The 16,664-nt window shown below is 60.9% G+C and carries 19 protein-coding genes; 9 read left to right on the forward strand and 10 right to left on the reverse strand.

The annotated features are described in order from the left end of the window. Positions 1 to 9: 9 nt before the first annotated feature. From IB244_RS12230 to IB244_RS12240, 3 genes are all read left to right on the forward strand, one after another. The gene (locus tag IB244_RS12230) at positions 10 to 507 is read left to right on the forward strand and encodes a DUF2244 domain-containing protein (protein WP_026371706.1); all 498 of its coding nucleotides are present in this window, start codon (positions 10 to 12) and stop codon (positions 505 to 507) included. Positions 508 to 576: 69 nt separating this feature from the next. After that, positions 577 to 1,449 (forward strand): methylated-DNA--[protein]-cysteine S-methyltransferase, encoded by an 873-nt coding sequence (locus tag IB244_RS12235; protein WP_018856489.1) that lies wholly within the window; start codon positions 577 to 579, stop codon positions 1,447 to 1,449. Positions 1,450 to 1,563: 114 nt separating this feature from the next. Continuing rightward, complete coding sequence (locus IB244_RS12240; protein WP_018856490.1) at positions 1,564 to 2,043, forward strand: hypothetical protein; 480 nt, start codon at positions 1,564 to 1,566, stop codon at positions 2,041 to 2,043. 20 nt (positions 2,044 to 2,063) lie between these two features. Here IB244_RS12240 and IB244_RS12245 read toward each other — a convergent pair whose 3' ends face one another. Continuing rightward, positions 2,064 to 3,047, reverse strand: a complete 984-nt coding sequence (locus IB244_RS12245) for a sugar-binding transcriptional regulator (RefSeq protein ID WP_018856491.1) — start codon at positions 3,045 to 3,047, stop codon at positions 2,064 to 2,066. A 355-nt stretch (positions 3,048 to 3,402) separates the two neighbouring features. Here IB244_RS12245 and tal point away from each other — a divergent pair, with 355 nt between their 5' ends. Next, positions 3,403 to 4,368, forward strand: coding sequence for a transaldolase (gene tal / locus IB244_RS12250; RefSeq protein WP_018856492.1), 966 nt, complete (start codon positions 3,403 to 3,405; stop codon positions 4,366 to 4,368). A gap of 58 nt (positions 4,369 to 4,426) precedes the next feature. Here the strand turns inward: tal and IB244_RS12255 are convergent, their stop codons facing one another. Next, positions 4,427 to 5,263: an amidohydrolase family protein gene (locus IB244_RS12255; protein WP_026371707.1), complete on the reverse strand. Its 837-nt coding sequence runs from the start codon at positions 5,261 to 5,263 to the stop codon at positions 4,427 to 4,429. 208 nt (positions 5,264 to 5,471) lie between these two features. Here IB244_RS12255 and IB244_RS12260 point away from each other — a divergent pair, with 208 nt between their 5' ends. The 4 genes from IB244_RS12260 to IB244_RS12270 all read left to right on the forward strand — a co-directional run bounded on the left by IB244_RS12260 (position 5,472) and on the right by IB244_RS12270 (position 8,227). Further along, a complete protein-coding gene (locus tag IB244_RS12260) occupies positions 5,472 to 6,203 on the forward strand; it encodes an SDR family oxidoreductase (protein WP_025658861.1) in 732 nt (243 codons plus the stop codon). A 100-nt stretch (positions 6,204 to 6,303) separates the two neighbouring features. Further along, positions 6,304 to 6,942, forward strand: coding sequence for a DUF1345 domain-containing protein (locus IB244_RS12265; protein ID WP_026371708.1), 639 nt, complete (start codon positions 6,304 to 6,306; stop codon positions 6,940 to 6,942). Between the two features lie 38 nt (positions 6,943 to 6,980). Beyond that, positions 6,981 to 7,322, forward strand: a complete 342-nt coding sequence (locus IB244_RS32155) for a MerR family transcriptional regulator (RefSeq protein ID WP_162763489.1) — start codon at positions 6,981 to 6,983, stop codon at positions 7,320 to 7,322. Positions 7,323 to 7,345: 23 nt separating this feature from the next. Then, complete coding sequence (locus IB244_RS12270; protein ID WP_246733756.1) at positions 7,346 to 8,227, forward strand: adenylate/guanylate cyclase domain-containing protein; 882 nt, start codon at positions 7,346 to 7,348, stop codon at positions 8,225 to 8,227. Here the strand turns inward: IB244_RS12270 and IB244_RS12275 are convergent. The 8 genes from IB244_RS12275 to IB244_RS12310 all read right to left on the reverse strand — a co-directional run bounded on the left by IB244_RS12275 (position 8,224) and on the right by IB244_RS12310 (position 15,708). Continuing rightward, entirely contained in the window at positions 8,224 to 8,397 is a 174-nt protein-coding gene (locus IB244_RS12275) for a DUF1328 domain-containing protein (protein ID WP_018856498.1), read from the reverse strand. The genes IB244_RS12270 and IB244_RS12275 overlap by 4 nt on opposite strands. A gap of 141 nt (positions 8,398 to 8,538) precedes the next feature. Further along, complete coding sequence (locus tag IB244_RS12280; protein WP_018856499.1) at positions 8,539 to 9,033, reverse strand: ester cyclase; 495 nt, start codon at positions 9,031 to 9,033, stop codon at positions 8,539 to 8,541. A gap of 70 nt (positions 9,034 to 9,103) precedes the next feature. Next, complete coding sequence (locus tag IB244_RS12285) at positions 9,104 to 10,531, reverse strand: gamma-aminobutyraldehyde dehydrogenase (RefSeq protein WP_018856500.1); 1,428 nt, start codon at positions 10,529 to 10,531, stop codon at positions 9,104 to 9,106. A 15-nt stretch (positions 10,532 to 10,546) separates the two neighbouring features. Continuing rightward, the gene (locus IB244_RS12290) at positions 10,547 to 11,362 is read right to left on the reverse strand and encodes an ABC transporter permease (protein ID WP_018856501.1); all 816 of its coding nucleotides are present in this window, start codon (positions 11,360 to 11,362) and stop codon (positions 10,547 to 10,549) included. Then, the gene (locus tag IB244_RS12295; RefSeq protein WP_018856502.1) at positions 11,352 to 12,326 is read right to left on the reverse strand and encodes an ABC transporter permease; all 975 of its coding nucleotides are present in this window, start codon (positions 12,324 to 12,326) and stop codon (positions 11,352 to 11,354) included. The genes IB244_RS12290 and IB244_RS12295 overlap by 11 nt, the downstream gene beginning before the upstream one ends. Continuing rightward, positions 12,323 to 13,309 carry an ABC transporter ATP-binding protein gene (locus IB244_RS12300; RefSeq protein WP_018856503.1) on the reverse strand — a complete coding sequence of 329 codons (987 nt, stop codon included), beginning with the start codon at positions 13,307 to 13,309 and terminating at the stop codon, positions 12,323 to 12,325. The genes IB244_RS12295 and IB244_RS12300 overlap by 4 nt, the downstream gene beginning before the upstream one ends. 199 nt (positions 13,310 to 13,508) lie before the next feature. Beyond that, positions 13,509 to 14,669 carry an ABC transporter substrate-binding protein gene (locus IB244_RS12305; RefSeq protein ID WP_192304374.1) on the reverse strand — a complete coding sequence of 387 codons (1,161 nt, stop codon included), beginning with the start codon at positions 14,667 to 14,669 and terminating at the stop codon, positions 13,509 to 13,511. A 130-nt stretch (positions 14,670 to 14,799) separates the two neighbouring features. Further along, positions 14,800 to 15,708: a LysR family transcriptional regulator gene (locus IB244_RS12310; protein WP_018856505.1), complete on the reverse strand. Its 909-nt coding sequence runs from the start codon at positions 15,706 to 15,708 to the stop codon at positions 14,800 to 14,802. Between the two features lie 181 nt (positions 15,709 to 15,889). On the opposite strand from IB244_RS12310, the gene IB244_RS12315 reads away from it, so the two are divergent. Continuing rightward, entirely contained in the window at positions 15,890 to 16,615 is a 726-nt protein-coding gene (locus tag IB244_RS12315) for a hypothetical protein (RefSeq protein ID WP_113471964.1), read from the forward strand. The last annotated feature ends 49 nt before the right edge of the window (positions 16,616 to 16,664 follow it).

The raw sequence follows: 16,664 nt of genomic DNA on the forward strand, positions 1-16,664 counted from the left end.
TTGCCAGCCATGATGGAAAGCAACGCCGATAAAGCCGACGAACAACCTGTTTTTGCCGCCGAGCTTTTTCCTTACCGGTCGCTTGGCCGCAAGGGTTTCAAGGTGTTGCTGCTTTTGACCGGCGCAGTTTGCTGCCTGTATGGCATGTTCTTCGTCGTGACGGGCGCCTGGCCGATCGGCTTCTTCTTCGGGCTTGATTTTCTGCTCCTCTACGGCGCCTTCTGGCTGAACTATCGGTCTGGCCGCGCGCGGGAGGAAGTGACCGTGTCGCGTACGGATATTTCCGTCCGCAAGTTCGCGCCCTCCGGTCGGATGATCGAGCATCACTTCAATCCCTTCTGGACGCGCTTCTTCGTTCGCAGACATCAGGAGATAGGCATTCTTTCCATGTATATTTCCGGCGAAGGAAGGGGCACGGATATCGGCTCCTTCCTCAATCCCGATGATCGCGAGAGCTTCGCTAAGGCCTTCAAGGGGGCGCTTGCCACCGTCAAACAACGGATTTGACCGGCACGCAAGAATCGGGTGGCTTGCGAGGGGTCACTTGACTATCTCCTTGGTACAAGGAGAAAGATCATGAATATGGTAGCCAAGCTGAACAAAGACATCACGCCTGATGGCTCTGATTACGAGACCGTGCGCCAGGTGATCGAACTCATCACCGAGGACTATCGCGATCAGCCGTCGTTGGAGACGATCGCAGCGCGGCTCAATCAGTCGCCGACGCAGTTGCAGAAGACGTTTACGCGGTGGGCCGGCCTGTCTCCGAAGGCTTTCCTGCAGGCAGTCACGCTCGACCACGCGAAGCGGCTTCTACGCGAGGAAGCTATGCCCCTTCTGGAGACCTCGATCGAGGTCGGGCTGTCCGGCCCCAGCCGCCTGCACGATCTCTTCGTCACGCATGAGGCGATGTCGCCCGGCGAATGGAAGGCCAAAGGCGGTGGGTTGACGATCCGCTACGGCTTCCATCCTTCACCCTTTGGGGTTGCGCTTGTGATGGCGACGGACCGTGGCCTCGCGGGGCTTGCTTTCAGCAATTACGGTGACGAGGCCGCGTGTCTCGATGATATGACATGCCGCTGGCCGAATGCGACCTATGTCGACGATATCGAAGCGACGGCACCTTACGCAACGCGGATCTTTGAGCCGGGCCGCTGGACATCGGACCAGCCGCTGCGTGTCGTGCTGATCGGCACCGATTTCCAGGTGCAGGTGTGGGAAAGCCTGCTGAAGATCCCCTTCGGCAAGGCCGTCACCTACAGCGACATCGCCCACGACATCGGCCGACCGACAGCGATGCGCGCGGTTGGTGCGGCGGTCGGCGCCAATCCGATTTCCTTCGTGGTTCCCTGCCATCGCGCGCTCGGCAAAAGCGGGGCGTTGACGGGGTACCATTGGGGCCTGACGCGCAAGCGGGCCATGCTCGGCTGGGAGGCGGCGCACGCCTGATCGCGGCGACGCATCGATCCAACCTGTGGATACGCTTCCTCCCTCGGGAGTCCTGCCATCAAAAACTCAGGATTCACCTGCTTGATTCCATGGCTGGGACTCGAGGAGGCGGAAATGAACCCTGGAGAAAAGCCATGCAAGGTCGTCGGCATTGCCGTTGGCCTGCTTGCGATGTCGCTGGTTCCGGCCTGGGCGGGCTGCAAATCGGCGATGAGTAGCCCGGAATGGCCGGATGTGGCGCGCGCGATATCGACCGCGCAGTTATGCGAACAGCTTCCCGTGGGACCCAATCGAACCAGCAGCTTCAAGGTTGTGTCTGCAGATGTCTGTTCGACGGGGGACAGTCTCGCATCCATCAGGGCGACGGCGCTATTGACCTGCGAAACTGGCGACAATTCGCTCTTCCAGATGGCGCCGGTGGAAGGCAAGGTTGTTGCCACCGTCGCCCTTGATGTGGGTGCATGCAGGATCACGGACACCCATCTAGAAATCGATGGCGAGATCGGAAGTCTTTTATCGGCACTGCCGGATACCCAGGATTTCGGGCGCAACTGGGCGCAATCGCAACTATCGCATCTGTGCCAGCTGCGATAGCGGATGCTGGCTAAACGCCCCTAAGCCGCCTCTGCCAGGCCCAGCAGAGCCTTGGCGGCACCCTCGTCTGTGATCAGCGTGTTACAGCCGATCCGCTTGATGGTGGCACGGATTGCGACCGCGCGATGCGTGCCGCCGGATGACAGCACGATGTGCTTGGCCCTCTTCAATGTGTCGAGATCCACGGACATGACGCGGCTGTTGATCGAGTGATCGATTGTGTTGCCGTCCTTGTCGAGGAAGTTGAACATCGTGTCGCAGACGCAGCCGGCGTCGATCAGCTGCTGCAGCTCGGCCTTCGAGATCCACCCTTCCGACAGGGAGGTAGAGTGCGGGCCGATGTCGCCACAGCTGACGATCGCGAGATCCAGCGTTTCCGCCAGCCGATAGATCGTGTCCAGGCCACATTTCTCGATGAGGTTCCGCTTCGTTTCCGTAGAATCCACCAGAAGCGGGGCAAGGAACATATAGCATTCGGCGCCGAGCTGGCTCGCGAGGCGCCAGGTGTAGTCGATCGGGTTCGTCTGGTGGACGGCGACGACGCCTCCGAGGAGGGAGACGACCTTGCAATTGTCGCGGCGGGGCGGCCGGAAGCTTGAGAGCGAAGCCGTCATGGTTCGGCCCCAGCCGACGCCGATTGTGTAGTCGTCTGGAATGGCCTCGGAGAGGAACTGTCCCAACGCAAGGCCAACGCTTTTTGCCAGCGAGTTGGCGTCAGGCTGCGCCGGCGCCGGCACGACGATCGCTTCGTCGAGGCCATAGGCGCGCTCGAGTTTTACCGAAAGTTCGACGCAATCGCCGATCGAGTCGTTGATCCAAATCTGCACTTCGCTGCGCTTCATCGCCTCGTCGAGCAGGCGGATCACGGTCGTGCGGCTGATGCCGAGCTGTTCGGCGACATCCTTCTGCGTCAGTCCCTGATTGTAATAGAGCCAAGCCGCACGCAACCTAAGGGAGGATGCTTCGGAATAAGCCGTATGCGTGCCACGTTTGAGCTTGACCACATCTCCTCCGGAGCGAATTGCGCCCTAGATCTATCATCAAGCCAGGACAGGTTCGTTGTTCCGCCGATAATGACGGGTGTGACACTTATGTCAATTGAAATGCACAAATGTCCTTGACATATCTGGCGGGGAATAGTGATAGTCGCCGCCAAGAAGTCGCATCCGTGCGACCGAGGAGGTAATGTGCAGGTAAGCGGGACGTCCCATCGGCACTTGGCGGCCGAGGCGTGACGCCGTTTCGCGGGGATGACGCGACCGCTGCTTACACAGGCGGCTCGCAGACTGCCCATTCGTAGATTATTTGCCGGGCGAAGTTCGCATCGGCGCGCAGCTCAAGTCAAAAGGACCAGTAACCATGACATCCAAGCTTGACCACCTCCGCGAGATTACCACGGTCGTTGCCGATACCGGTGACATCGAGGCTGTTGCCCGTCTGAAGCCCGTCGATTGCACGACGAACCCAAGCATCGTGCTGAAGGCACTCGGTACGCCGATGTTCGCAGATACCGTCAAGGAAGCTGTTGCCTGGGGCAAGAAGCAGGGCGGCAATCCGGAGGCCGTTTCCGCCGCCGTTGCCGATCGCCTGGCGATCTCCGTCGGTGCTGCGCTCGTGAAGCTCGTTCCGGGCCGCGTGTCAACCGAAGTCGATGCGGACCTTTCCTTCGATACCGAAGCGTCGCTTGCCAAGGCCCGTTCGATCATCGCTGCCTACAAGGAACGCGGCATCGAGCGTGACCGCATCCTCATCAAGCTGGCTTCGACCTGGGAGGGCATTCGCGCCGCCGAAATCCTGCAGAAGGAAGGCATCGACTGCAACCTGACGCTTCTGTTCTCCAAGGCCCAGGCGGTTGCCTGCGCTGACGCCAAGGTGTTCCTGATTTCGCCGTTCGTTGGCCGCATCCTCGACTGGTACAAGAAGTCGACTGGCAAGGAATTCACGCCTGAGGAAGATCCGGGCGTCATCTCCGTCCGCGACATCTACAACTACTATAAGGCCAACGACATCAAGACGATCGTCATGGGTGCCTCGTTCCGCAGCGCCGGCGAAATCGAAGCCTTGGCCGGTTGCGATCGCCTGACGATCGCGCCGAACCTGCTCGACGAACTCTCCAACGATCAGGGCAAGCTCGAGCGCAAGCTGTCGCCTGATGTGACGAAGCCTGCCCCGAAGATCACCGTCGACGAAAAGATCTTCCGCTGGATGATGAACGAAGACGCGATGGCGACCGAAAAGCTCGCCGAAGGCATCCGTGCCTTCGCCAAGGACCTTGGTACGCTTCGCAGCAACGTTCAGAAAGAACTGCAGCTCGCAGCTGCTTAAGGCTTACGAGCGCTCCAACCAAGAAGGGCGGTGCCATTCGGTGCCGCCCTTTTTCGTGTCATATCGACCAGATGCGCTTGGCGTTGGCCTGATAGAGCTTGTCGCGCTCTTCCGGGCTGCAGCCCGAGGTCAGCGCATGGGTGGCAGCGACCCAGGGTGCCAGCCCGCCGCCGAGCGTGCAAACGGGCCAGTCGCTGCCCCAGACGACGCGATCCCAACCGAAGCTGCCGATCGTATGTTCGACATACGGGCGGAGGCTCTCGACCGACCAGTTTTCGAGATCCCCATAGGCGATGACGCCTGAAATCTTTGCCGTCACGTTCGAGCGGCGGGAGAATTCCGTGATGCCCTTGCGCCAGACGTCGCTCATCCCATCCTTGATCGGCGGGTTGGCGCAATGGTCGAGAATGAAGCGAACATCCGGGCAGTGATCGACCAGCGCGAGGATGGTCTCGAATTGATGCGGGAAGACACAGAGATCGAACGTCATGCGGGTGCCGGAGAGGCGCTTGATGTTCTCGCGAAACAGCGGTCGGGCGGCTGTGTCGTCCGGGGCCACGTGGAGGACGCGGCGGAAGCCTTTGACGAAGGGATCGGCAGCCGATCGCTCCAGATAGGCCGCGAAACCATCCTCTTCCGGCCGGCAGGCGGCGATGACGCCACGCACAAGACTGCCCTGGCGGCGGCTGACTTCCCTGACGTAATTCGTCTCGTCGTCGATACGCGCCGGTGCAACGTCCACTTCCATGTGCAGCACATTGGAGATGCCGCAGCGTAGCGCATCGCGCGCATAGTCTTCGTAGAGATTGTCACGATTAAGATCACCCGCGCCGGAGAGCCAGGGATAGTCGAGCGCCTGCCGGTCGACGATGTGCAGGTGTGTGTCGAAGTGCATGCGGTTCCTCCCATTCATGCGATGCTGTTTGCCGCAAGGTGCGGCGGCGGCGCCGACTGGCTTTTCGGCCACCAGATTTTTCATGCCCGGCCACACAAGATCAACTAGGCTTCCGGCGCAAACCTCGCTCCATCAGGTTGACGCCAATCTGAATATATTGTTTGCATATGAATGAATGCGCCGCAAGCGCCGGAATTTGGGAGGATGTATGAGCCACGGTCTGGAAGGCAAGAAAGTCGTCATCACGGCGGCAGGTCAGGGTATCGGTCGAGCAAGCGCTGAGCGCTTCATTTCACTCGGCGCGCATGTCTATGCGACCGATATCAACGAAAACACGCTTTCCACCCTGGAAGGCGCCGAGAAGCATGTCCTCAATGCGCTCGATGGCGACGCTGTCCGTGCCTTCGCAGCCACGATCGGCCCGATCGACGTTCTCTTCAATTGCGCAGGCTTCGTTCATGCAGGCTCGATCCTCGAATGCGAGGAGAAGGACTGGGACTTTTCCTTTAACCTGAATGCCAAGGCGATGTATACGACCTGCCGTACCTTCCTTCCCGGGATGCTGGAGAAGGGGAAGGGGTCGATCGTCAACATGGCTTCGGTCGCCTCCAGTGTGAAGGGCGTTCCCAATCGCTTTGCCTACAGTGCATCGAAGGCAGCCGTGATTGGCCTCACCAAGTCGATTGCCGCCGACTTTGTTGCCAAGGGTATCCGCGCCAATGCGATCTGCCCCGGTACCGTGGACAGCCCGTCGCTGCACGAGCGCTTGCGTGCGACCGGCGACTATGAAAAGGCACTGAAGGATTTCATCGCCCGCCAGCCGATGGGTCGCATCGCCACACCCGAGGAGATCGCCGCTCTGGTGACCTATCTTGCCGGTGACGAGGCAGGCTTCACGACGGGCCAGATCCATGTCGTCGATGGCGGCTGGACCGGCTAAAGCCATATTGCTCCTGCCGCCATCAAACTGATATCAAAGGCAATCTTGCAGCGGTAGGATTGTGACGGCGGCAGACGCTGGGCGCCGGGAAAGTCAGGTCATGGAGCAACTACGCAGACACATGGTGTTCGTCGTCGCCGTGACCGCTGGACTCGTGACTTTCCTGTTGCTCACCAGCCGCGAGGTCAATCCGCAGAACCTGATTTTTGGCTGGAACGCCGGCGCCATCGTCTTTACGGCGCTCACCTGGCGCCGAATGCTGCGCGCGACCGTCGCTAGCATCCGCGAGAGAGCTGAGGATCTCGACCTTTCAGACGTCTTCCTCATGGCGCTGTCTATTTTGGCGGCGCTCGCCAGCATTGCCGGTATCGCGCTGGAACTTCATGCAGCCAAGGGGGCTGACGCAAGCGAGGCGCTCGTACGATCGCTTGGTGCAATCGCCACGATCCTGATCTCCTGGGCATTCCTGCACACCTTGTTCACGGTGCACTACGCACATCGCTTCTATGGCGGAGAGGCCAAGGGGGAAGGGCTGAAGTTTCCGGAAGGCAATGACGAGCCTATTTATTGGGACTTCCTCTACTACTCCTTCACGATCGGCGTTGCCTCACAGACGGCCGACGTTGCGACGACATCGGTCACCATGCGCAAGCTGACGCTCCTGCATTCCATCCTCTCATTCCTGTTCAATACGACGATCCTGGCCCTTGCCATCAATGTCGGAGCAAGTCTGCTCTAACGCCTTTGGCTGCGTGGAGGGACACACGGATTTGATGTATGAAGCAATCTCATCCCCCAGAGGTTGCGGTGATGGAAGCATTGCCGTGTGAGAGATTGTTGGTCCTTGCCGGCTGTGACGATGCCCGCTTGCGTGATCTCGAGCGCCTAGAGATCATTGGTCCTGGATACACAGGCTATGCCGCAAGCGATGTCAGCCGGCTCCGATTGATAGTTGCCCTGCAGGAAGCCGGCATCAGCCTCGATGTGCTGGCGGAAGGTCTGAGGCGGCGGATCTTTACTCTGGAGTTCGCCAATCAGCTGATGTTCGAGCCCGTAGCGATGACCGAGGCGTTGTTTCGGCCGAGGTGGCGGCAGGGCAACTGGATCTCGACGAGCTGAATGGCATAAGGGCATGCGCCAGCTTGCCGCCGCTTTCAGCGGATCAACCGCTTCGCGAGGACGATGCGGAATTTATCTGGCTGTTGGCGGAGTGCAGGCAGCTTGGTGCCTCCGTTGTCGGGATGGAGCGGGTGCTGCGCGTTTTCGGTCAGTCGGTTCGCCGCTGTGTCGACACGATGCGCGACCTCTTCCGCGGCGAGGTCGAAGAGCCGATGCTGAATGCGGGCCTTAGCTACCATCATCTTTTCGAGGTTGCCGCCACCAAGCGCTTGGCACTACAGCGGATCGGCTTCCGGATGCTGTTCCTGCTGCAGCGGCGGATGCTGGAGGAGGCGGTGTTCGACAATATCGTCGGAAGGCTGCAGGATGCCCTGCGCGAACACGGGCTGGAGCCTGGCGACGAGGACAGCCTGCCGGCCGTGGCCTTTGCCGACCTTTCCGGCTTCACGGGCTTGACGCGTGAGATTGGCGATGTGTCTGCCGCCGAGAAGGCCGCCCGTTTTGAAGCAATCGCCCAACGGCTTTCATGCGCGTTCGACGGACGTATCGTCAAGCCACTGGGCGACGGCGTCATGATGCTGTTTCCGGATGCAGCGTCGGCGGTGCAAGCATCGCTATCGCTGGTGGAGCAGAGCCGTTTGGATGAGTTGCCGCCTGTGCGGGTCGGTGTAGCGACGGGGCAGGTTGTGCCTCGTGACGGGGATATTTTCGGCCGGACGGTCAATCTCGCGGCGCGCGTTTCGGCCGTTGCCGGGCCGTCCCAAACACTTGTCTGCCTCAATACGCGTGCTGCCGCGGAAGCGGCAGCACGCGGTCTTGCCTTCCAGGGTCTGGGAGCTGTTTCCCTGAAAGGCTTCAAGGACTCGGTGCCTCTCTTTGCCGCCCAACGCGCGGCGGCAGGTTAAAGCACCGCATTGCCGGCCATCAGCGCCAGAATCAGGAAGATCAGGAAGATCACCAGCGCGATGCCGAAGAGAACGCGAGCAATCGTTGCCGTTGCGGCCGAGATGCCGGAGAAGCCGAAGAAACCGGCAATCAGCGAAATAACGAAGAATATGAGAGCCCATCTAAGCATGGATTTTTTCCTTTTTGCTCATCGTTTAGATGACGCAGGGCGAGGAAATTTGTTCCATATTTTACGCAACCGGTGGGCGCAGCCCGCAGCGGTAGCTGAAAGCGTTGGCGACGCCCCTGGGGAGCGCCGCCGGCTGCCATGTTACATCAGGCCCAGTTGCTTGTAGAAGCCAAGGGCGTCGTAGTAGTCCGACTGCTGCTTGATCACGTTGTTCTCAATGACGAAGACCGAGGCACCGTCGAAGGAGAAGGACTTGTCGGTTGCCTTGGTCCCATCGGCCCAAGGACCGCTGTTCTTCCCTGAGAAGGTCCACTCGAAGGAAACCTTGTTTCCGCTGACGATCGGATCACCCCGCATCTCCCATTTCAGATCCGGCGCAGCGGTCATGAAGTTGTCGATCACGGCCGCCTTGGCCTCGGCCTTGCCGACGGTCGGCTTGCCAACCGATGCGTCGTAGTAGCTGATCTTGTCATCGAAATAGGAAGCGGCCTTGCCGGCATCGTGGGCGTTCCATGCGGCCAGGTACTGTTGAACGACCTCAACCGGCGTCTGATCGGCCGCATAGACCGGCATGGCCGAAAGCGTCGAGGCGAGACAGATGCCACCGAAGGCGGCAAGAATGGTACGGCGTTTCATTTCGACTCCCCTTTTGTTGCATGTTCTTGTTTGCAGGTTACGGCCCGCCCGTCGGCCCGGCCGCGCGGGATCAACCGTGGTTGATCATTACGTGCCGGACGGCGGTGTAGTCCTCCAGTGCGTAGACGGACATGTCCTTGCCATAGCCTGATTGCTTCAGGCCGCCATGCGGCATTTCGTTGGTGAGCATGAAGTGCGTGTTGATCCAGGTGCAGCCATATTGCAGGCGGGCGGCAGTTTTCATGCCGCGGCTGATGTCCTTGGTCCAGACCGACGAAGCGAGGCCGTAGTCGCTGTCGTTCGCCCAGGTGACGGCATCCTCGACATCGGTGAAGCGGGTGACGGAAACGACCGGACCGAAAACCTCGCGGCGAACGATCTCGTCATCCTGCGTGGCGCCGGCGACGACCGTCGGCGTGTAGAAAAAGCCCTTGTCGCCGGAGGTCTTGCCACCGGTGGTGATTTCCATGTGCTTGTGTTCGGACGCACGGGCGACGAAGCTTTCGACGCGGTCGCGCTGGCGCTTGGAGATCAGTGGGCCGATCTCGTTCTCGGTGTCGTCGGCCTGATTGAACTTGATCGAGGAGACGGCTGAGGAGAGGTCGGCGACGAACCTGTCGTAGACCTTCGCATCGGCGTAGATGCGGCAGGCGGCGGTGCAGTCCTGGCCGGCATTGTAGTAGCCGAAGGTGCGGATGCCCGCGACAACAGCGTCGATGTCGGCGTCGTCGAAGACGATGACCGGCGCCTTGCCGCCGAGTTCCAGGTGGGTGCGCTTCACGGTCTTGGCGGCTGCCTGCAGAACTTTCTTGCCGGTAGCGACGTCGCCTGTGATCGAGACCATCGAAATCTTCGGATGATTGATCAGGGCATTGCCGACGCTCTCGCCGCGGCCGAGGATGACGTTGACGACGCCTTCCGGCAGGATATCGGCAAGCAGCTTCGCCATCTTAAGTGCGGTGAGCGGCGTCTGTTCGGAGGGCTTGAAGACGACGGTGTTGCCGCCGGCGATTGCCGGAGCCAGCTTCCAGGCCATCATCATCAGCGGATAGTTCCACGGCGCGATGGAGCCGATGATACCGACCGGATCGCGGCGGATCATTGATGTATGACCAGGCAGGTATTCGCCGGCGACGGGGCCGTGCAGATTGCGGACGGCGCCTGCAAAGAAGCGGTAGCAATCGACGATTGCCGGGATTTCGTCGTTCAACACGGCATTGATCGGCTTGCCGCAGTTCAGGGCTTCCAGTGCGGCAAACCCCTCGGCGTCCTTCTCGATCGCATCGGCGATCCTGAGGAGGTAGCTGGAGCGTTGGCCCGGTGTCGTCTGCGACCAGTCCTGGAATGCGGATTCTGCGGCGTCGACGGCAGCGTCGATCTGGGCAAGCGAGGCTTCCGGCAGGTCAAGCACGGTCTCGCCCGTCTTCGGGTTCAGGATGTGCTCTTCCGTTTCCGTGCCCGCTTCGAAACGGGACCCAATCAGCATCGCGGTGTCCATGATGTTCTCCCTTAATTATTTGCCGGCTCCGGCGACCTGGTCGCCGTCGCGAGTGAGGTAGTAGGCTGCCAGGATCGGCAGGAAAGTGACGAGCACGACGACCATCGCGACCACGTTGGTGACCGGGCGTTGGCGTGGGCGGATGAGTTCTTCGAGCATCCAGATCGGCAGCGTCGATTGCTGGCCGCCGGTGAAGGTGGTGACGATGACTTCGTCGAAGGACAGCGCGAAGGCGAGCATGCCGCCGGCCAGAAGCGCGGTCCCGATGTTCGGCAGGATGACGTGGCGGAAGGTCTGGAAACCGTCGGCGCCTAGATCCATCGATGCCTCGATCAGTGAACCCGAGGTGCGGCGGAAGCGGGCGACGGCGTTGTTGTAGACGACAACGACGCAGAAGGTCGCGTGACCGAGCACGATCGTCCAGACCGAAAATGGAATGTCGAACAGGCTGAAGGCCGAGCGCAGTGCAATGCCGGTGATGATGCCGGGCAGCGCGATCGGTAGGATGACGAGGAGCGAGATTGCTTCACGGCCGAAGAACTTCGTCTGGCTTACTGCGGCTGCGCAGAGCGTGCCGAGCACCAGCGCGATCGCGGTGGCGATGCAGGCGACCTGCACGGAGAGGCCGAGCGCTGACCAGACATCCGGGCGGTTCCACGCGATGGCGAGCCATTGCGTCGTCAGTCCCGGTGGCGGCCATTGATAGCTCTTCTCTTCCGTCGTGAAGGCATAGACGAAGATCAAGAGGATCGGCAGGTGTAGGAAGAGCAGGCCACCGGCTGCGGCGATCTTTAGAAGCAGCGGTGAACGCTGGGAACGGTCAGAGCGCATCGAAGGCCCCCTGTTTCTTGGCCAGCCAGAGATAAACGGCCATGATGACGATCGGGACGACGGAGAAGGCGGCCGCGAGCGGGACGTTGCCCGCGGTGCCCTGCTGGGCATAGACCGCCTGGCCGATGAAGAGGCGCGACGAACCGATGATCTGCGGGATGATGTAGTCGCCTAATGTCAGCGAGAAGGTGAAGATCGAGCCGGCGACGATACCGGGCAGCGCCAGCGGGAAAAGTACGGTGCGGAAGGTCTGGCTCGGTGTGGCGCCGAGATCAGACGACGCCTCGATCAGGTTGCCTGGGACGCGTTCGAGTGCTGCCTGTGTCGGCAGGATCATGTAGGGCAGCCAGACATAGACGAAGACGACAAACGTACCGAGATAGCTGACCGACAGCGAATTGCCACCGACAACGGGCAGGTTGAGGATGCCGTCGAGCAGCCAGGACAGGTGCAGCTTCTCGAAGATCCAGGTGAGGATGCCTTCCTTCGCGAGGATGAGTTTCCAGGCGTAGATCTTCACGAGATAGCTCGACCACAGCGGCAGCATGACACCGAGGTAGAACAGCGCCTTCCATTTGCCCTGCGCATAGCGAGCAGCGTAGTAGGCGATGGGAAAGGCGACGACGGCAGAAGCCAGTGTCACCAGCGCCGCCATGATGATGGTGCGGATGATGATGTCAAAATTCGTCGGGCTGAGGAGTTGCGCATAGGTCGCAAGCGTGAACTCGTAATTCACCAGGCCCGAGAAATCATCGATCGAGAAGAAGCTCTGCAGGAGCAGCGCGATCAGTGAGCCGATGTAGATGATGCCGAGCCACAGGAGCGGCGGCGTCAGCATCAGGAAGAGCAGCAGTCTAGGATGGCGCCAGAAGGCGTCCGAGAGCTGTCCGAAGAAACCGCCGCGACCGGGAAGGATCGAGGTCTCGCGCAGTTCCGCCGGTTTGGTGAGGGCAAGCGCTGTCATGCTGCGTCATCCATGTAATGCACGTCGACGGGCTGCCAGACGAGGCGGACGCTTGTGCCGACATCCGGCACGTTGGCGCCGGCCGGCAGCATGACGTGCAGGCGGGTGCCGCGGATATCGACCGAGAGGCGGGTTGCCGCGCCGAGGAAGCTTGCATGCTCCACACGCGCCTCAACGCCTTCGCCGGCGACGTGGATCGCTTCCGGACGCAGGCTCGCCCAGCGCTTCTCGCCGCCGAGCGCGGTCATCATATCGGGCGCAATGACATTGGAGGAGCCGACGAAATCCGCGACGAAGCGCGTCTTCGGGCGCCGATAGATGTCGTGCGGCGTACCTTCCTGGACGATGCCGCCGTTGTTGAAGACGGCGACGCGGTCGGCCATCGACAGGGCCTCGCCCTGGTCGTGGGTGACGAAGATGAAGGTGATGCCGAGCGCGCGCTGCAGGCTCTTCAATTCCTCCTGCATCTGCTCGCGCAGCTTCAGGTCGAGCGCGCCGAGCGGTTCGTCGAGGAGAAGGACTTTCGGCTTGTTGACGAGGGCGCGGGCGAGCGCCACACGCTGCCGCTGGCCGCCGGAGAGCTGTCCGGGTTTGCGCGCGCCGTAACCGGGAAGCTTCACAAGCTCCAGCGCCTGCTCGGCGGCTTTGGTGCGCTCTGGCCTACCGACACCCTTGACCATCAGCCCGTAGGCGACGTTGTCGAGGATGTTGAGATGCGGGAAGAGCGCGTAGTCCTGGAAGACGGTGTTGACGTTGCGGCGATAGGGCGGGATGCCTTCGGCGGTCTCACCGAAGATTTCGATGTGGCCGCCCGTCGGCTGCTCGAAGCCTGCGATCAGGCGCAGGCAGGTTGTCTTGCCGGAGCCGGAAGGGCCAAGCATGGCGAAGAACTCGCCGGGCGCGATTTCGAGATCGACGCTGTCGACGGCGCGGACCGGCCCGAAATGGCGCGAGACCTGTTGGAAACGGACGGCGGGAATCATTGTAAAACTCCGGGATGTTGCGTCTTTCACCTTCCCAGCGGGAAGGATGCGGCCCAAGGGGCCCCGACGAGGGGACAATTCGGCGTTCCGTCGTTGCCCCCAGCGCTCGGACGTTTCGCTCTTGTCTTCATTGTCCCCTCGCCTTGCCCTCAGCGGGCGCCTTCTCCGCTTGCGGAGAAGGAGAGGTTGTGCGGGCGGATTATCGTCCGCCGATCACACCGATATAGTCGGAGACCCAACGGTGATACGGTACGCACTCGCCCTGCGTTGCGCATTTGGCCGTCGGCGTTCTCCAGAACTTGATCTTGTCGAAGTGATCATAACCGTTCGTTGAGCAACCCTCGTCGGTCAGCAGCTCGTTGCCCTTGCAGGCAGCGGGAACGGAAGGAACGGCGCCGAACCAGGCAGCGGCATCGCCCTGGACCTTGGCCTGCAGCGAATGCTCCATCCACATGTAGGCGCAATTCGGGTGTTCGCTGTCGACATGCAGCATGGTCGTGTCAGCCCAGCCGGTGGCCCCTTCTTCCGGGAAGGTGGAGGCGATCTTCTGTTTGTCGGCTTGCATCAGGTTGACCTGGAACGGCCAGGAACCGGAGGCCACGACGCCTTCGTTCTTGAAGTCGTCGATCTGGATCATCGCGTCGTGCCAGTAGCGGGAGACGAGCTTGCGCTGGCCGCGCAGCAGGTCGAGCGCCGCCTTGTACTGGTCTTCGTTCAGTTCATAGGGATCCTTGATGCCGAGTTCCGGCTTGTGCGCCATCAGGAAGAGAGCGGCATCGGCAACGTAGATCGGACCATCATAGGCCTGGACACGGCCCTTGTTGGACTTGCCGTCGGGAAGGGTTTCTTCCTCGAAAACGACCTTCCAGCTGGTCGGTGCCTTATCCTTGAAGGCATCGGTGTTATACATCAGCACGTTCGGCCCCCAGAGATAGGGAACGCCGTAGTGGACGTCTTTGACCGTGTACCATGCGCCTTTCTGCAGGCGCGGATCGACGTTCTTGAAGCTCGGGATGAGATCGGTGTTGATCGGCTGGACACGCTTGCCTGCGATCAGGCGAAGCGACGCGTCGCCGGAGGCCGTGACGAGGTCGAATCCGCCTTCGTTCATCAGCGAGACCATTTCGTCGGAGGTCGCCGCCGTCTTGACCGACACTTTGCAGCCGGTTTCCTTTTCGAAGCCGGTGACCCAGTCGTAGCTCTTGTCGCTTTCACCGCGTTCGATGTAGCCCGCCCAGGCTACGATGCTGACAGCACCTTCGCCCTTGCCAAGCGCCTTCAGCGGTTCGGCTGCGGCAACCTGCGTCACGAAGCTCACGCTCGCGAGGGCAGCAGTGCACGATTTCAGAAGATATTTCATCTGATGTCTCCCGGTTGTTGCCACTTTTCGTGGCGTTATGTTCCCGGTTGAAAGGTGCGCTGAATTTTCCGGTTTCGCAAATTCATTTATCAGAAAGGCGATATCGGAATTTCCGATATCGTCCGAAGGATCACCGGGGCCGGCCGGATCGCAGGGCTTCTGCGATGCCCACGAAGTCGCGCGCCGCTTGCGGCAAACTCGAGCCCTTTCGCCAGACCATGCCGACCTGGACGACCGGAAGGGAGCCGGACACGTCACGGCTCTCGATTCGGTCGCCTTCCAGCGACCAGGGGCGATAGACCAGGTCGGGCAATAGCGCCACGCCGGCACCGGTCGCGACCAGACTGCGTACCGCTTCCACCGAGCGCGTGCGGAAGGCGACATGCGGCCGTGCGCCAAGCGCCGACAGCAGCTTGCCGGTGTTTTCCTCGATTTCGTCGACGGTCAGCATGATCAGCGGTTCGCGAGCGATGTCCGCCACGGAAATGATGTCGGCGGAAACGAGTGGATGGCCCATGGGCAACCACAACCGGTAAGGTGACGTCTCCAGGATCTCTGCCTGCAGGGCCATGCGGTCGCGCAGGTTGGAAATGACCATGACGGCCACATCCAGTTCGCCGCCGACCAGCAGGTGCTCGAGATAGCCGCCATTGTCTTCGATTGCGCTGACTTCGACGCCCGGGCAGGCGCGGCGATAGCGGGCCAGGAGGTCGGAGAGCACATAGCCGGCGACGAGCGAGGTGACGCCGATGTTGAGTTTGCCGGAGATCTCGTTCTGCTTGCCGGAAAAGCTGGTGCGCGCATCCGTCACGCTTGCCAGGATTTTCGTCGCATGGCGAAGGAACTGATGGCCATTGTGGGTGATCGTCAGGCCGCGTGGATGACGCTCGAAAAGCTCGACGCCGAGGTCGGTTTCAAGCTCCTTGAGGGCCTCCGTGACCGACGATTGCGAGATCGAAAGGTTCTGCGCGGCGCGCGTTACAGAGCCCTGCTCGGCGACGGCAACGAAGTACTGGATCTGGCGAAGCGTGAAGGCCATCAGCCGTTAGAGCATGGCCGTGAGGACATTGGCAAGCATAGGGAAAGCTTGGACCTTTTTTGGTGTTAATCCCATACTGATGCAAACTTAGAGCCCGCGTTTAAGTATTCGGAAACGTCATTTCTCTAGCGTCGAAACCACTCGTATTGCGTTGGAGCTTGTTAATGGCGGAGCAGTTGGCGTGAAGGCCCTACTGCGCATCTTCCGGCCTTCCCGGAAATTGGTGTTTATCATCGCTGGCGTCGCCCTTCTCGGGGGCGTCTCCGGCGGTGCCGCGCTTTTTATCGGCAAGGATAGGCTCCTTGGCCCTTCCGCAGAGACGATGAACGGCCTCTCCTGCACCGACGTCAATCTCGTCACCATCAAGAAGCAGAACCGCGTCTGGATCCGTAAATATATCAAGACCGAGCCGACCGATGGCATGACTCGCGTCAAGACCGCGCTTCGCGTCGCCAAGACGATCTACGATGCGCAGAGGCCCGATCTCGTGCAAGTCGTCGTTCTCGATACCAACGGACCGACGCTGCGCTCGGATATTCGCGGCAGGGCGATCGGCGCTGACGTCGTCTATATTCCGCATCCCGATCCCGTCCTCGAAAGCACGGAAGCCAAGACCTACACCGCCCGCTACTATGACGGGGAGGCGGCGGACAACGGGCTGTTCTTCGGCGAACGCGTCGATCTACCCGAGGACGAGATAACCGCGATGAACGCGTCCTTCAGGGACTATTCGGACTGTATCGATCCCATCGCCGTTGCCGCTACCAAGGGCGGCGAAGGAGAGGGCAAGAAAACTGCGAAGACAGCAGAGGCAAAGGAAGTAAAGCCCGCGGAAGGCGGCGAACATGGCTCCGCACCTGCCAAAGAGCCTGCTGCGCCGGAAGCCGCGCCCGGAGCCGGCCACTAACCCTTTCCAACAAAAAAGCGGCGAGCCCAACGGGTCGCCGCCTTTTTCT

This window comes from Rhizobium sp. RHZ02, from assembly GCF_014851575.1.
Taxonomy (GTDB): Bacteria; Pseudomonadota; Alphaproteobacteria; order Rhizobiales; family Rhizobiaceae; genus Rhizobium; species Rhizobium altiplani.

Coding starts and splice junctions, on each gene's coding strand:
- IB244_RS12230 (WP_026371706.1), top strand. CDS start 10: ATGATGGAAAGCAACGCCGATAAAGCCGACGAACAACCTGTTTTTGCC.
- IB244_RS12235 (WP_018856489.1), top strand. CDS start 577: ATGAATATGGTAGCCAAGCTGAACAAAGACATCACGCCTGATGGCTCT.
- IB244_RS12240 (WP_018856490.1), top strand. CDS start 1,564: ATGAACCCTGGAGAAAAGCCATGCAAGGTCGTCGGCATTGCCGTTGGC.
- tal (WP_018856492.1), top strand. CDS start 3,403: ATGACATCCAAGCTTGACCACCTCCGCGAGATTACCACGGTCGTTGCC.
- IB244_RS12255 (WP_026371707.1), bottom strand. CDS start 5,263: ATGCACTTCGACACACACCTGCACATCGTCGACCGGCAGGCGCTCGAC.
- IB244_RS12260 (WP_025658861.1), top strand. CDS start 5,472: ATGAGCCACGGTCTGGAAGGCAAGAAAGTCGTCATCACGGCGGCAGGT.
- IB244_RS12265 (WP_026371708.1), top strand. CDS start 6,304: ATGGAGCAACTACGCAGACACATGGTGTTCGTCGTCGCCGTGACCGCT.
- IB244_RS32155 (WP_162763489.1), top strand. CDS start 6,981: ATGAAGCAATCTCATCCCCCAGAGGTTGCGGTGATGGAAGCATTGCCG.
- IB244_RS12275 (WP_018856498.1), bottom strand. CDS start 8,397: ATGCTTAGATGGGCTCTCATATTCTTCGTTATTTCGCTGATTGCCGGT.
- IB244_RS12280 (WP_018856499.1), bottom strand. CDS start 9,033: ATGAAACGCCGTACCATTCTTGCCGCCTTCGGTGGCATCTGTCTCGCC.
- IB244_RS12285 (WP_018856500.1), bottom strand. CDS start 10,531: ATGGACACCGCGATGCTGATTGGGTCCCGTTTCGAAGCGGGCACGGAA.
- IB244_RS12290 (WP_018856501.1), bottom strand. CDS start 11,362: ATGCGCTCTGACCGTTCCCAGCGTTCACCGCTGCTTCTAAAGATCGCC.
- IB244_RS12295 (WP_018856502.1), bottom strand. CDS start 12,326: ATGACAGCGCTTGCCCTCACCAAACCGGCGGAACTGCGCGAGACCTCG.
- IB244_RS12300 (WP_018856503.1), bottom strand. CDS start 13,309: ATGATTCCCGCCGTCCGTTTCCAACAGGTCTCGCGCCATTTCGGGCCG.
- IB244_RS12305 (WP_192304374.1), bottom strand. CDS start 14,669: ATGAAATATCTTCTGAAATCGTGCACTGCTGCCCTCGCGAGCGTGAGC.
- IB244_RS12310 (WP_018856505.1), bottom strand. CDS start 15,708: ATGGCCTTCACGCTTCGCCAGATCCAGTACTTCGTTGCCGTCGCCGAG.